This window comes from Nocardioides alkalitolerans, assembly GCA_038184435.1.
Classification (GTDB): domain Bacteria; phylum Actinomycetota; class Actinomycetes; order Propionibacteriales; family Nocardioidaceae; genus Nocardioides; species Nocardioides alkalitolerans_A.
In genome coordinates this window covers 1,027,902-1,042,560 of sequence record CP116227.1, presented here as the reverse complement: position 1 = coordinate 1,042,560, position 14,659 = coordinate 1,027,902, and the positions used below count along the sequence as shown (strand labels likewise).

At 72.4% G+C, this 14,659-nt stretch carries 13 protein-coding genes; 7 read left to right on the top strand and 6 right to left on the bottom strand.

What is annotated here, in order from left to right:
• Positions 1-26: 26 nt before the first annotated feature.
• The 6 genes from PIR53_05100 to PIR53_05075 all read left to right on the top strand — a co-directional run bounded on the left by PIR53_05100 (position 27) and on the right by PIR53_05075 (position 7,283).
• Positions 27-971 (top strand): ABC transporter permease, encoded by a 945-nt coding sequence (locus PIR53_05100; GenBank protein ID WZH53375.1) that lies wholly within the window; start codon positions 27-29, stop codon positions 969-971.
• Positions 968-2,950: a dipeptide/oligopeptide/nickel ABC transporter permease/ATP-binding protein gene (locus PIR53_05095; protein WZH53374.1), complete on the top strand. Its 1,983-nt coding sequence runs from the start codon at positions 968-970 to the stop codon at positions 2,948-2,950. The genes PIR53_05100 and PIR53_05095 overlap by 4 nt, the downstream gene beginning before the upstream one ends.
• Positions 2,934-3,737, top strand: coding sequence for an ATP-binding cassette domain-containing protein (locus tag PIR53_05090; protein WZH53373.1), 804 nt, complete (start codon positions 2,934-2,936; stop codon positions 3,735-3,737). Before PIR53_05095 ends, PIR53_05090 begins: the two co-directional genes overlap by 17 nt.
• Positions 3,738-3,817: 80 nt before the next feature.
• A complete protein-coding gene (locus PIR53_05085) occupies positions 3,818-5,380 on the top strand; it encodes an ABC transporter substrate-binding protein (protein WZH53372.1) in 1,563 nt (520 codons plus the stop codon).
• A 95-nt stretch (positions 5,381-5,475) separates the two neighbouring features.
• Positions 5,476-6,318 carry an alpha/beta hydrolase gene (locus PIR53_05080; protein WZH53371.1) on the top strand — a complete coding sequence of 281 codons (843 nt, stop codon included), beginning with the start codon at positions 5,476-5,478 and terminating at the stop codon, positions 6,316-6,318.
• A complete protein-coding gene (locus PIR53_05075) occupies positions 6,315-7,283 on the top strand; it encodes an alpha/beta hydrolase (protein WZH53370.1) in 969 nt (322 codons plus the stop codon). Before PIR53_05080 ends, PIR53_05075 begins: the two co-directional genes overlap by 4 nt.
• Here the strand turns inward: PIR53_05075 and lpdA are convergent, their stop codons facing one another.
• The 4 genes from lpdA to PIR53_05055 are packed head-to-tail and all read right to left on the bottom strand — an operon-like array spanning position 7,284 to position 12,021.
• Entirely contained in the window at positions 7,284-8,687 is a 1,404-nt protein-coding gene (gene lpdA, locus PIR53_05070) for a dihydrolipoyl dehydrogenase (protein ID WZH53369.1), read from the bottom strand.
• A complete protein-coding gene (locus tag PIR53_05065) occupies positions 8,684-9,979 on the bottom strand; it encodes a dihydrolipoamide acetyltransferase family protein (GenBank protein WZH53368.1) in 1,296 nt (431 codons plus the stop codon). The genes lpdA and PIR53_05065 overlap by 4 nt, the downstream gene beginning before the upstream one ends.
• A 15-nt stretch (positions 9,980-9,994) precedes the next feature.
• Positions 9,995-10,999 (bottom strand): alpha-ketoacid dehydrogenase subunit beta, encoded by a 1,005-nt coding sequence (locus tag PIR53_05060; protein WZH53367.1) that lies wholly within the window; start codon positions 10,997-10,999, stop codon positions 9,995-9,997.
• Positions 10,996-12,021 (bottom strand): thiamine pyrophosphate-dependent enzyme, encoded by a 1,026-nt coding sequence (locus tag PIR53_05055; GenBank protein WZH53366.1) that lies wholly within the window; start codon positions 12,019-12,021, stop codon positions 10,996-10,998. Before PIR53_05055 ends, PIR53_05060 begins: the two co-directional genes overlap by 4 nt.
• Positions 12,022-12,189: 168 nt before the next feature.
• On the opposite strand from PIR53_05055, the gene PIR53_05050 reads away from it, so the two are divergent.
• The gene (locus PIR53_05050; protein WZH53365.1) at positions 12,190-12,639 is read left to right on the top strand and encodes an Lrp/AsnC family transcriptional regulator; all 450 of its coding nucleotides are present in this window, start codon (positions 12,190-12,192) and stop codon (positions 12,637-12,639) included.
• Positions 12,640-12,650: 11 nt separating this feature from the next.
• Here PIR53_05050 and PIR53_05045 read toward each other — a convergent pair whose 3' ends face one another.
• Together PIR53_05045 and PIR53_05040 are read right to left on the bottom strand one after the other, a co-directional pair.
• Complete coding sequence (locus PIR53_05045; GenBank protein ID WZH53364.1) at positions 12,651-13,388, bottom strand: hypothetical protein; 738 nt, start codon at positions 13,386-13,388, stop codon at positions 12,651-12,653.
• Positions 13,389-13,779: 391 nt separating this feature from the next.
• Entirely contained in the window at positions 13,780-14,616 is an 837-nt protein-coding gene (locus PIR53_05040; GenBank protein ID WZH53363.1) for a GIY-YIG nuclease family protein, read from the bottom strand.
• Positions 14,617-14,659: the final 43 nt, after the last annotated feature.

Here is a 14,659-nt window from a genome sequence, read left to right as displayed (position 1 = left end):
CACCCCGTCCCCCGAAGGAGGAGTCCGTGCCTCAGCTCGTGCTCCGTCGCATCCTGTGGTCGCTGCCGTCGCTCGGCATCGTGTCCGCGCTGACGTTCGTGCTGGCCTCGCTGACGCCCGGCGACGCCGCCCGCGTCGTGCTGGGCACGAACACCGACCCCCTCGCCTACGACCGGCTCCGCGACGAGCTCGGCCTCGACCAGCCCCTGTGGTCGCAGTACGGCGACTGGCTCACCGGCGCCGTCCGCGGCGACCTGGGGCAGTCCCTCTTCACCCGGGAGCCGGTGCTCGACATCATCGGCGACCGGCTCGGCGTGACCCTGACGCTCATCCTCAGCGCGACGGTGCTCGCCGCGATCGTGGGTGTCGGCCTCGGCGTGCTCGGTGCCGTGCGCGGCGGTCTGGCCGGCCGGATCACCGACGGCCTCGCGATGCTGGGCATGGCGGTGCCGACCTTCTGGCTCGCGCTGCTGCTCATCCTGCTCTTCGCGGCGCGCCTCGGTTGGTTCCCCGCGACCGGCTTCGTGCCCTTCGCGGAAGACCCGGCCGGCTGGCTGCGCTCCTTCACGCTGCCCGTGCTCGCCCTCTCCGTCGGCGGCGTGGCGACCATCGCCAAGCAGACCCGTGGCGCGGTGCTCGACGCGATGGGCACCGAGCACGTGCGGGCGCTGCGCGCCAACGGCGTTCCCGGCTCGCGCATCGTCGCCCGGCACTGCCTGAAGAACGCCGCCGTGCCGGTCACCACCGTCGTCGGCCTCGTCATGATCGGCCTCCTCGGCGGCACGATCCTCGTCGAGCAGGTCTTCGCCCTGCCCGGCCTCGGCCAGCTCGCGGTGACCGCGACGCTCAGCCACGACCTGCCGGTGCTCGTCGGCGTCGTGACCGTCTACACGCTCATGGTGCTGGCCTCCAACCTGCTGACCGACCTGGGCTACGCGTGGCTCAGCCCCAAGGTGGAGGTGACCCGATGACCGACCAGCTCAGCGCCGCTCCCCTGGCGGCCGCGGCTCCCGCGGCCCCGGCCGCCCGCAACCGCCGTGGTCTCTGGCTCCGGGTGCTCCGACGCCCCGCCGGCGCGATCTCGGCCCTGTGGATCCTCCTCGTGGTGGCGGGCGCGGTCCTCGCGGACCAGGTCGCGCCGTACGGCCCCGTCGAGCAGGACCTCTCCGCCAGCTACGCCGGCCCCGGCGCCGCGCACCTCCTCGGCGCCGACCAGCTCGGTCGCGACATCCTCAGCCGGATCCTCCACGGCGGCCAGGTCAGCCTGCTCGCCGTCGCGCAGGCGGTCGTCGTCTTCATCGTGGTGGGCATGCTCGTCGGCCTCGTCGCGGGCTACCGCGGCGGCCTCACCGACCGCGTGCTCATGTGGGCCTGCGAGGTCGCCCTCGCCATCCCCCTCGTCGTCACCCTGCTCGTCGTGCTCGCGGTGTTCAGCCGCAACGAGACCGCCGCGATGCTCACCTTCGGCTTCCTCGCCTCCGCCGGCCTGGCTCGCGTCGTGCGCGCCTCGGTGCTGGTGGTCCGCCGCGACGACTACGTGCTCGCCGCCCAGGTCGCCGGCCTCCGGGCCGACCAGGTCGTCGTGCGCCACGTGCTCCCCCGCGTGCTGCCGCCCGTCATCGTCCAGTCGTCGCTGCTGGCCTGCTCGGCACTGCTCGTCGAGTCGGGCATCAACTACCTCGGCCTCGGCGTGCAGCCGCCGACCCCCAGCTGGGGCGGGCTCGTCACCGACGCCTCCACGGCGATCACCACCCACCCCTGGCTGCTCGTGCCCAGCGGCGGCGTCATCGTGCTCACCGCCCTCGCGTTCGGCGTGCTCGGCGACGTCGTCCGCGACGTGACCGCCGACCGCAGCGCCACCGCGCCGACCTCGTGGCGCGCGCTCCGCACCCGCGTACGGCGCACCACCGCCCCCGCAGCCACCGCGGCGCCCGCCGGGTCCGGCGCCGTGCTGGAGCTCCGCGGCCTGCGGGTGCTCAAGGGCGACGTGCCGCTCGTCGACGACGTGTCGCTGCGCCTCGCACCCGGCGAGGTGCTCGGTCTCGTCGGCGAGTCCGGCTGCGGCAAGACGCTCACCCTGTCGTCGCTGCTGCGCCTGCTGCCGCCGGGCCTCGAGCTCACGGCCGACGCCCTGGAGATCGACGGCACCGACGCGCTCGACCTGTCGGAGCGCCGGGTGGCCGCGCTGCGCGGCTCGTCGGTGGCCTTCGTCCCGCAGGAGCCGGTCGCCGGTCTCGACCCGTCGTTCACGGTGCGCGCCCAGCTCCGCGAGGTCGTCCGCCTCCGCGACGGCGGATCCCGTGCCGAGACGGACCGCCGCGTGGCGGAGCTGCTCGAGCAGGTGCGGCTGCCGGAGCCCGAGCGCGTGCTGGCGTCCTACCCCCACCAGCTGTCGGGCGGCATGGCCCAGCGGGTCGCGATCGCCCGGGCCCTCGCCGGCCGTCCTCGGGTGCTGCTCGCCGACGAGCCGACGACCGCGCTCGACGTGACGGTGCAGGCGGAGATCCTCGCCCTGCTCCGCGAGCTGCGCGACACCACCGGCCTCGCCCTCCTGCTCGTCACCCACGACTGGGGCGTCGTCGCCGAGATGTGCGACCGCGCGGTGGTCATGTACGCCGGCCACGTCGTCGAGGAGGGCGCCGTCGTCGAGCTCTTCGAGCGGCCTGCCCACCCCTACACGCGGGCGCTCATGGAGGCGAACCCCGACGGCGCGGGCTTCCGCCAGCGCCTCCGCTCCATCCCCGGCCAGGTGCCGCCGGCCGACGACCGCCCCACGGGCTGCGCCTTCGCGGACCGCTGCGAGCGGGCGGACAGCGCCTGCACGGCGCTTCCCGTACCGCTGCTGCCCCGCCCCGGAGCGACCCACCGCGCCGTCCGCTGCATCCACCCCGTCGACGGCCCCGCGCCGACCGACCTGCGCGAGGAGTACGCCGATGTCGTCGCTCGTTGAGATCGAGGACCTGACCGTCACGTACGGCGCCCGTCGTCGCCGCGCGAGCGCGCACGCCCTGAAGGGGGTCGACCTCGACGTACGCCGCGGGGAGACCCTCGGCCTCGTCGGGGAGTCCGGGTCGGGCAAGACCACGCTCGGCCGGGCGCTCCTCGGTCTCGTGCCGGTGGCCGCGGGCACGGTGCGGTTCGACGGTGCCGACGTGACGCGCGCCGACCGACGGACCCGCCGTGAGCTCAGCCAGCGGGTGCAGGTCGTCTTCCAGAACCCGTTCCTCGCGCTCAACCCGCAACGCACCGTCGCGCAGTCGGTGGCGGAGACCCTCACCACCGCGCCCGGCGTGGACCGCGCGGAGGCGCGGCGGCGCAGCATCGAGATGCTCGAGCGCGTCGGCATCCCGGCGGCGGCCGCCGACCGCTACCCCGGCTCGTTTTCCGGCGGCCAGCGCCAGCGGATCGCGATCGCCCGCGCCCTCGTGCCCCGGCCCGAGCTCGTCATCTGCGACGAGGCGGTCAGCGCGCTCGACCTCTCCATCCAGGCCCAGGTGCTCAACCTGCTCGTCGGCCTGCAGGACGAGCTGGGGCTGACGTACCTGTTCATCACCCACGACCTCGCCGTCGTCCGCCACCTCTGCCACCGCGTCGCCGTGCTCCGTCGCGGCGAGCTGGTGGAGACCGGCCCGACGGCCGACGTGTGCGCGGCCCCCGCGCACGAGTACACCCGCACGCTGCTCGCCTCCGCGCCCGTCGCCGACCCGCGGCGTACCGGCGTCGGCGCACCGGCCTGACCCACCGCCGTACCCGCGGCCCACCCGAGAACCCGCCCAGAACCCCGCCCCAGAACCCTGCCCGAGAACCCGGAGTGACCATGTCCCCTCGCACCCGACGTCCCCGCCTGCGCCTCGTCGCCGCCACGGCGGTGCTCGCCCTCGGCTCGACGCTGCTGACCGCCTGCGGCGGCGGCGCCGACACCGGCTCCGCCGGCGAGACGCTCACCATCGCGCTCCCCCTCAAGCCGCAGAGCCTCGACCCGGGCAAGAACGGCAACGGCGGCCAGAACATCGTGCAGTGGCTCTCCTACGAGCCGCTGATCCGGATGAACAGCGACGGCACGTTCAGCCCCGGTCTCGCGACCGACTGGGGGTACGTCGGCGAGGGCAACCAGGCGTTCGAGATGACCATCCGGACGGACGCGAAGTTCGCCGACGGCACGCCCGTGACGGTGGAGTCCGTCGTCGACACCATCAACCACTACGTCGCCAACCCCGGCCCGCTCAGCCACTTCCTCACGGGTGTCACCGGCGCGGAGGCCAAGGACGACCAGACCGTGTCAGTGCTCCTCGACGCCCCCAACCCGATCCTCCCGGTGGTCTTCAGCCAGTCGTCGAACTGGGGCAACGTGATCAGCCCCGCCGGCCTGGCCGAGCCCGAGAAGCTCACCTCGGAGACGTTCGGCGCGGGCGCCTACGTGCTCGACACCGCGCAGACCGTGGACGGCGACCACTACACGTTCGTGCCCAACGAGAACTACTGGAACCCCGACGCCATCGAGTGGGAGGAGGTCGTCGTGCGCGTGCTGCCCGACACCAACGCCGCCCTCCAGGCGCTCCAGAGCGGGCAGATCCAGGCGGACATGAACACGACCGGCCAGGTCGTCGAGCAGGCACGGTCGAGCGCCGGCATCGAGGTCGCGGAGGGCTCCGGTGCCGTCCAGGCGCTGTTCCTCATGGACCGCGGCGGCCAGGTCACCCCGCCCCTCGGCGACGTGCGGGTGCGCCAGGCGCTCAACCACGCGGTCGACCGCGAGGCGATCGCCTCCGCCCTCGGCGGCGACTACACCCCGACGGCCCAGATCGCTCCGGTCGGCACCGACGGCCACGACGACGCGCTCGACGAGATGTACGAGTACGACCCGGAGCTGGCGCGGGAGATGCTGGCGGAGGCCGGGTACGCCGACGGCTTCACCATCGACGCCCTCTCGATCAGCCTCTTCCAGACCGACACGCTCGCCCAGGCTGTCGCCTCCCAGCTCGCCGAGGTCGGCGTGACGCTGGAGATCAAGAGCGAGGGCGCCGACATCAACCAGCTGATCTCCGACATGGCGTCGAAGGAGTACGCGGGCGTGTTCTTCAACGCCGGCACGAGCATGTTCACCAACGCGCTCCAGAACTTCGCGTCCCCGGCCTCGCCGCTCAACCCGTTCGCCAGCGAGGGCGAGGAGGTCATGGGCGCGTTCGCCGACCTGGCCGTCGCCCCGGAGGACGAGATCGAGCAGGCCGCGGTCGACCTCAACCGGGCGGTCGCCGAGCAGGCGTGGTTCGTGCCGGTCATCCAGAGCTCGTCGTACGTCTTCACCCGCGGGCTCGACAACGTGGGCACCGTCGGCAACGCCGGTGCGCTCGACGTGCTCTCCTGGACGCCGGCGGACTGACCCGCTGCTCCCGCTCCACCCCTCGACCCCGACGGACCCCGGTCCGTCGGGGTCGACCCGCAGCCCCACCGATCCAGCCAGCCGCAGGAGGAATCGTGACCACCACCATCCGCACGTCCGACGGGGTGCACCTGCACCACACCGACACCGGACCGGCGAGTGCGCCGGACGGGCTCACGATGGTGCTCGTCGCCGGCTACATGGCGTCGGCGGAGACGTGGGCGCTCCAGGTCGACGCGCTCGTGGCGGCGGGCCATCGCGCGATCAGCCTCGACCGCCGCAACCACGGGCGATCGGACTTCCCGGAACACGGGCAGCGGATGGGCCGCCACGGCCAGGACCTGCACGAGGCGCTCGAGCAGCTCGACGTGACCGACGTCGTGCTGGTGGGCGGCTCGCAGGGCGCGAGCACGATCTGGGCGTACCTCGACCTGCACGGCGACTCCCGGGTGCGCGGCGTGGTGAGCGTGGACCAGACCCCGCGGATGCTCAACGGCGACGGGTGGGACCTCGGGTTCTACGGGTACGACCGGAGCAACGCCGCGACGTATTTCGCCGAGTCGATCCCCGCGACCGGCCGCGGTGCCGGCCCGGAGCGGACGTTCGCGACGCTCCAGGTGCTCGCCGCGCGCCTCGGCGGCGACCCGACGGAGGCCATCGGTCGGCTCATGCCGGGCCTGCACCCGGTCACGCTGCCGCTGCTGCAGGACCACGCGCTCGCCGACTGGCGCGACGTCGTCGCCCGCACCGGGGTGCCGGTGCTGGCGGTGGCCGGGGCGGACAGCCAGTACTGGCCCGCGGAGCACGCCGGTGCGATCGCGTCGTTGGCACCCCGGGGACGCGCGCTCGTGCTCGACGACTGCGGCCACGCCGCCAACTTCGACCAGCCCGACGCCTTCAACGCGGGCCTCCTCGCCTTCCTCGCGGAGCTCGCGTGAGCGCCCGCCTCGACCCCGAGGTCCTCGCCGGACTCGTGGCTGCGGTGCAGGCGATCGGTGCGACGCCGCCGGAGCGGGTCGACATCGCGTCGCTGCGTGCGCAGACCGCGCTCACCTTCCCTTACTACGGCAGCCTCGTTCCGGCGCAGCCGGACGTGACGGTCGACGACCACCTCGTCGAGCGCGCCGACGGCAGCACGCTGCTGGTGCGACGGTTCACTCCCCCGGAGCCGGCGCTGCGCCTCGACGGGCGCACCGCCGCCGCGATCTACGTGCACGGCGGCGGCATGGTCTGCGCGAGCGTGGACGACTACGGACCGCTGCTCGCCCGGTACGCCGCGGAGTCGGGCGTCCCGCTGCTCGCCGTCGACTACCGGCTCGCGCCCGAGCACCCGGCGCCCGCCGCGCTCGACGACACGATCGCCGCGCTCGACTGGACGCTCGCGCACGCCGATGCGCTCGGGATCGACCCCGCGGCCGTCGGTCTCATGGGCGACTCGGGCGGCGGTGGGATCGCCGTGGCCGCGGCGCTCGCGTGGCGCGACCGGGGTCGGCCGCCGCTGGCCGGGCTCGTGCTGCCCTACCCGATGCTCGACGACCGCACCCGCACAGCAGAGCCGCACCTGGAGGGCCTTGCCACCTGGACCCCGGAGGCCAACGCGGTCGCCTGGGACGCCGTGCTCGGCGGGGCGGAGGCGGGCCCGGACGGCTACGTCGCCCCCGCGCGCGCCGCCGACCTCGCGGGCCTGCCGCCGACGTACCTCGACACCGGCGACCTCGACCTCTTCCGCGCCGAGATCCTCACCTTCGCCGCGCGGCTCTCGGCCGCGGGCGTGCCGCTCGAGCTGCACGTCGTGCCGGGCTGCGTGCACGCCTTCGAGATCGCCGTGCCGCAGGCGCGGGTCTCCCAGCAGGTGCTCACCGCGCGGTACGGCGCACTGCGACGCCTCGCGACCGGCGGCTGATCACAGGTTGATCATGTGGCCCTCGAGGCCGTGGAAGACCTCCTGCAGCGCCTCCCCGAGGGTGGGGTGCAGGTGCACGTTGCGGGACAGCTCGAACGACCCGAGGTCCCACTTCTGCGCCAGCGTCAGCTCGGGCAGCAGCTCGGCGACGTCCGGGCCGACGAGGTGGCCGCCGAGCAGCGCGCCGTGAGCGTCGGCGAGCACCTTGACGAAGCCGACGGGCTCGCCGAGGCCGTGCGCCTTGCCGTTCGCGGTGAAGGGGAACTTGGCGACGCGGATCTCGCCGTGCTCGGCGCGCGCCTGGGCCTCGGTGAGGCCGAAGCTCGCGACCTGGGGCTGGCAGAAGGTGGCGCGCGGCATCATCCGCAGGTCGCCCAGCTCCATCGTGATCGCCCCGGCCAGCGTCTCCGCCGCCACGACGGCCATGGCCTCGGCGACGTGGGCGAGCTGCAGCTGGAGCGTCACGTCGCCGATCGCGTAGATGCCCGGCACGTTCGTGCGCATCCGGGCGTCGACGGTGATCGCGCCGCGCTCGTCGACGACCACACCGGCCGCGTCGAGGCCGAGGTCCTCGGAGTTCGGGACGAAGCCGGTCGCGACGAGGACGCGGTCGAAGGTCTCCTGGGCCGGTGCGTCGTCCGCGCCGGTCCACGCGACCTCCACGTCGTCACCGCGGTCCGTCACCGACCCCACGCGCACACCGGTGCGGACGGTCACCCCGAGCCCGCGGTAGGCCTTGGCCATCGCGCTCGAGACGTCGACGTCCTCGGCGGGCAGCACGCGGTCGGCGTACTCCAGCAGGGTCACCGCCACGCCGTACGCCTGCAGCACGTAGGCCATCTCCATGCCGATCGCGCCGGCGCCCACGATGCCGATGCTGCGCGGCAGGGTCGTGTCGAGCACGACCTCCTCGTAGGTCACGACGTTGGCCGACGCGGTGACGCCGGGGAGCATCCGCGGACGTGCGCCGGTGGCGACGATCGCGTCGGTGAAGGTGACCGCGCGCGTGCTGCCGTCGGCGGCCGTCACGGCGATCTCACGGGTGCCGGTGAACCGCGCCCGCCCGTCGATCTCAGTCACCTTGTTCTTGCGCATCAGGTAGTGGATCCCCGCCGCCCGGCCGTCCGCGACCTCGCGGCTCCGCGCGTGCGCTCGGCCGTAGTCGAACCGCGCCTCGCCGACGATCCCGAAGTCGTCCGCCCGGTCCCGCCAGAGGCTGGCGAGCTCCGCGTTGCGCAGCAGCGCCTTCGACGGGATGCAGCCCACGTTGAGGCAGACCCCGCCCCAGAACCGCTCCTCGACGACCGCGACGGTGCGGCCGAGCTGCGCGGCGCGGACCGCGGCGACGTACCCGCCCGGGCCGGCACCGATGACGACGACGTCGTAGTGATCGGTCTCGCTCACAGGAACGCCTCCGTGGGGTCGCGCAGGATCGCGGCGGTGTCGGCGAGCACGCGGGACCCCTCGGCCCCGTCGAGCACGCGGTGGTCGAAGGACAGCGCGAGCTGCAGCACCGAGCGCGGCTCGATGCGCTCGTCGGCGCCCTCGCCGACGACCCACGGGGTACGGCGGATCGCTCCGACCGCGAGGATCGCGGTCTCCCCCGGGTTCAGGATCGGTGTGCCGCTATCGACCCCGAAGACGCCGACGTTGGTGATGGTGGTCGTGCCGTGGGCCATCGACTCGGGCGTGGTGCGCCCGGCCCGCGCGGTCTGCGCGAGGTCGTCGATGGCGAGCGCCAGGTCCCGCAGGTCCAGGCGGTCGGCGGCCTTCACGTTGGGCACGACGAGCCCCCGCGGGGTGGCCGCGGCGATGCCGAGGTTGGTCTGGCCGGGCACCACGATCTCCTGCGCGGCGTCGTCCCAGCGGGCGCACGCCATCGGCGTACGCCGCAGCGCGTGCAGGTAGGCCCGCGCCACGAACGCCAGCGGCGTCGCGCGCACGTCGCGGAACTCGCGGCGGGCGAGCACCCGCTCACGCAGCTCGAGGGTGGCGGTGACGTCGACCGTCACGAACTCGGTGACGTGCGGCGCGGTGAACGCCGAGGCCACCATCGCCGCCGCCGTCTGCTTCCGCACGCCCTTGACGGGGATGCGGGTCTCGACGCCGTACGGCGAGGGCTCGGCCGGCGTCGTCTCGGGAGCCTCGGTCGGGGTCGGTGCGGGCGTCGGCTCCGGTTTCGGGGCCGCCGCCAGCACGTCGGTGCGCAAGACGATCCCGTCGGGGCCGCTCGGGGTGAGTGACGCGAGGTCGACGCCCAGCACCTGGGCGAGCTTGCGGACGGGCGGCTTGGCGCGGGGCTTGTCGGCCACCGCCGTCGCCGCGGCCGCGGCCGGGCGCGCTCCCCCGCGGCGCCGGCGGCTCGTGGTGGCCTCGCGCGCGCCGTACCCGACGAGGAGCTTGGGCTCGTCCTCCGCCGGCTCGGGTTCGGGCTCGGGGTTGGGCGCGGCCTGCGGCGTACCGATCTCGATGATCGGCGTGCCGACGTCGACGGTCTGCCCCTCGGGCACGAGGAGCGCGAGCACCTGGCCGGCGAAGGGCGACGGCAGCTCGACGACGGACTTCGCGGTCTCGATGTCGACGAGCGTCTGGTTGACCTCGACGGTGTCGCCGACGGCGACGTGCCAGGTGACGACCTCGGCCTCGGTGAGGCCCTCGCCGACGTCGGGGAGGCGGAACTGCTGGGCGGTGGTCACGGTGTCTCCCACGGGTCAGTAGGCGAGGCTGGCGTCGCAGGCGTCGAGCAGGCGGTCGAGGCCCGGGAGCCACTCCTCCTCGAGGCGGCTGGCGGGGTACGGCGTGTCGTAGCCCGTGACCCGGAGCACCGGCGCCTCGAGCTCGAAGAAGGCGTCGCGCTGCACGCGGGCGGCGAGCTCGCCGCCGATGCCTCCGGACTGGGAGGCCTCGTGCGCGATGACGAGACGGCCGGTACGGCGCACGGAAGCAACGACGGTCTCGTGGTCGAGCGGCGCGATCGTGCGGAGGTCGATGACCTCCACCTCGGTGCCCTCGGCGGCGAGCTCGTCGGCGGCCTTGAGCGCGGTGGCCGTGAGGGCGCCGTACGTCGCGATCGTCAGCGCGTCGCCCTCGCGGGCCACGCGGGCGCGGTCGAGCTGCTCGCGGGAAGCGGCGCCGGCGGCACGGTCGACGGGCCCCTTGCTCCAGTAAGCCTTCTTGGGCTCGAGGAAGATGACGGGGTCCTCGCAGCGGATGGCGGCGCGCATGAGGGTGTAGGCCTCCTGCGGGGTGGACGGGCACACGACGCGGAGGCCGGGCGTGTGCGCGAAGTAGGCCTCGGGCGACTCGCTGTGGTGCTCGATGGCGCCGATGCCGCCGCCGACGGGGATGCGGACGACGACGGGGAGGCTGACGCGGCCCTCGGAGCGGTGCCGGTATTTGGCGAGCTGCGTGACGATCTGGTTCATCGCCGGGAAGACGAAGCCGTCGAACTGGATCTCGACGACGGGGCGGTAGCCGGCCATCGCGAGTCCGATCGCGCTACCGACGATGCCGGCCTCGCCGAGGGGGGACGTCACGACGCGGGTGGGGCCGAAGTCCTTCGCGAGGCCGTCGGTGACGCGGAAGACGCCGCCGAGCTCGCCGATGTCCTCGCCGACGAGGAGCACCTTCGCGTCGGTGTCGAGCTCGTCGCGCAGGGCCTGGTTGAGGGCGTGGGCCATCGCCGTCATGGAGGTCGTGGTCGTGGTCGTGCTCATGCCGGGCCCTCCTCGCCGGCCGCCACGAACGCGAGGTGCTCCTCGCGCTGCCGGGCGAGCTCGGGCGTCATCGTGTGGAGCGTGTGCAGGAACGGGTCGTCGTGGGCCGGTACCGGGAGCGCGCGGCAGCCGGTGCGCAAGCGCTCGGCGAGCTCCTGCTCCTCGGCGGCGACGTCCGCGAGGAAGGCGTCGTCGATCTCGCCGCTCGCGAGGAGCGCGGTGCGGAGCCGGTCGACGGGGTCGAGGTCGCGCCAGTGGTCGTTCTCGGCGGCGTCGCGGTAGCGCAGGTCGTCGTCCGACGTGGTGTGCGGGTTGCGGCGGTAGGTGACGGCCTCGATGAGGGTCGGTCCCCCGCCGGCGCGGGCCTGGGCGAGGGCCTGCTCGGTGGCGGCGTGGCAGGCGGCGACGTCGTTGCCGTCGACCTGCACGCCGGGGAAGCCGAAGCCGGAGGCGCGCTGGGCGGCCGGTACGCGGCTCTGCACGCTGAACGGCGCCGAGATGGCCCACTGGTTGTTCTGGCAGAAGAAGACGACCGGCAGGTTCTGGGCGGCGGCCCACACGAACGCCTCGTTCGTCTCCCCCTCGCTGAGGGCGCCGTCGCCGAGGAAGACGAGTACGGCGCGGTCCCGGTCCGGGTCGCCGGTGCCGACGTCCCCGTCGCGCACGATGCCCATGGCGTAGCCGACCGCGTGCAGCGTCTGCGCCCCGATGACGAGCGTGTAGAGCTGGAAGCCGCGCTCGGCCGGGTCCCACCCGCCCATCGTCGTGCCGCGGAAGAGGCCGAGCAGCTGCACCGGGTCCACGCCGAAGCACCAGGCGACGGCGTGCTCGCGGTACGTCGGGAAGACGACGTCCCGCGGCCGGAGCGCCGAGCCGGCACCGACCTGGGCGCCTTCCTGTCCGAGCATCGACGGCCACAGGCCGAGCTCGCCCTGCCGCTGCAGGGCGATCGCCTCGGTGTCGACGCGTCGCGCCAGGATCATGTCGCGCAGTGCCGCGCGCAGGTCCAGGGTCGGCTCCACGGGGCCTCCTTCATCTCCGGGTGTGCGCAGGAGCCTGGCGGGTGACGCGAACCACGCGCAACGAACACGCTCTAGTCGTGCGAGGATCGCCTTCTTGTTCCGTATCCATGCGCTCTTTGCGCTCGTTCTGAGCGTCCGGCGCAACTACTGGGAAGCGAGCTTGCAGCGATGGACGACCTCGACCGCGAGATCCTCGACCTGCTCCGTGCCAACGCGCGGATGCCCACCAGCGAGATCGCGCAGCGGGTGGGACTGTCTGCTGCCCCGGTCGCGCGACGGATCGCGCGGATGGAGGCGAGCGGGGTCATCAAGGGCTACACGGCGATCGTCGCCGACGGTGCGGTCGGCGAGATCGATGCGTTCACGGAGATCCGACTGACGGGTCAGACGGACACGCGCGAGATCGAGGAGATCGCGCGGCAGGTGCCCGAGGTGCAGCAGTTCTTCACGATCTCGGGTGATCCCGATGGGTTGCTGCGGTTCCGGGTGAGGAGCGTGGAGCACCTGCAGAGCGTGGTGAATGCCATCCGGCGGACGGGGTTGGTGGCGGGGACGAAGACCTTGATCGTCATGTCGACGTGGGATCGGGCGACGGACGTGGGTGGGCAACGAGATTGACTGCGGTGTCCCTATTCTTCGCCTGAGGCAAGACCCCCTTGTTCGGCTTCCTTGGCCGGCGGAGCCGGAACTCCGTCGGAGCGCTTGTCCAAACCCAGATGCAGAATATCGAGATAACGACGTGTCTCCGTGAGCAGATTCTCGAGAAATGGCATCACATCGAGGGTCAGGTCCCGGTATGGCAACTGCACAGCTACGGCTGGCCGCAGGAACGTCTCACCGATTTGCTTGATAGGGGCGCCAGCGTGGAAGGTGCCCAACACCGCACCGTTCCCGAACTCAACGTCGGGATCCAAATCAAGCCGCGGCGATTCTGCTGGCGAGGCGTCCCGATACTCGTACGCCCCGTTGAAGTCGAGGCCCGAGAGGTTCACTGAGACCGAAAGCATCTCCCGATGCTTGTCCTGGACGTCAAGGTCGTGCAGGAGCGAGAGAATCGAGGCCCCACCGGCCGGCGCATACGTGAAGGGCTGCAGCGCTAGGATCCGTTTTTGGAACGCGGACGGCAGGTCCCCAACCCATGACTTGAGCGCCAACCGCCACTGACTCTCGACCTCGCAGATCGGGAATGAAACTGCTCGCGGTTTGGCGGGCCGGTCGCCTCTGAAGTGCGCCATGCCCCACGCCACTGCGTCGAAGGCACTTCGCAGGTTGTGAATTGCGTCCCCTAGATCGAGCGACCATTCGTGCCTCGGAAATCCCCCCGGAACCCTTGCAACCAGATCGAAACCAACCCCGTCGTCACGCATGACCGCGTCGACTGAGACCGGGGCGCTCGCGTGCCACTCCTCGAATCGTGCACGAAGAATCGCTACATGGGAGCTGCCACGGGCCCACTTCAGGTAGGGCCACGTCGTGAAGTTGATTCCGCTAACAAGCGTGAAGGGCGGTGCGACTTGCAAGCCATCCGGCTCACCCCCGGGATCTGACACGGACCCAGAATCTCATCTCCGACGCACGAAGGGTCGCAACTAGAGGACTCAAGCGTGGCTCCGGTCCGACTGCATTGCTGCCGCGTGCAACTCGTCGGGCAACGGAGCCCCTGCGGTGGAGGCCCACGGTCTCATCTGCAGCGTCAACGTCCCACAGCGCAGTGGATGTCCGAGTCACTGTGGCGGGCCTGCCCCTCCTGAGTTCACCTCAGTTCCGGTTGTGCCCCAGCGACCTCGCGAGCAGCACGTTCTTCCAATACGACTCGCGCTCCAACACGTGCTCGTCCGACGTCCGCATCGACCAGTACTCCAGCAGCGCGAACCGCATGTTCTCCCGGTAATAGGCCTCACCGTGCTCCGCCACGTGCGCCTGCAGCCCGACGTTGTCGCCGTGCAGCGTCTGGGCGTAGTACGACCAGCGCTGCCAGACCCCCGTGTCGCCGTACGCTGATCCGACGTAGCGCGCCCCGGTGACCTGGTCGTGGATGACGTAGACGCCTTTCATGCTCTCGAGCGCAATCCGCCAGTCGGCACGACGCTGGCCCACCACGACCTGGATCTCGGCCAGGGAGTGGTCGATCCGGTCGTGGCCCGGGAACGGGTCGCCCGCGAACACCTCCTCGGCGATGGACGCGACCGTCATATCGCCGAGCAGAGTCTCCATGTTGCGGCGACGGTTGCGCCCGGCGAGGGCGAGCCGCACGTAGAGCCGGCGCACGAACGCGCCCATCAGGTCGGCACGGAACACGACGTCGTACGACGCCGCCCGCGGCTCGGGACGTCGCGCGACCACCTCCCACACGCCACCGAAGAGCCAGAGCGTCGGGTCGTGGCGGTCCTGCGCCAGCGAGAACACGTAGCGCCGGTTGAAGTCGTCGTTGACGTTGCGCCACGAGTTCCAGCCCTGCCACTCCTCCCACGAGGTGGCCAGCACCTCGATCGGGTACTTCTCGCCGTTGAAGACGGCGCAGTGCAGCTTGCACTCCACCAGGTCGATGGAGCGGGGCAGCAGGGCAGCCAGCGGGATCACCGCGTCTCGGTTCACAGCAGCCCATCCTCGTCGACACAGCGCGGTGGATCGCTGAGCA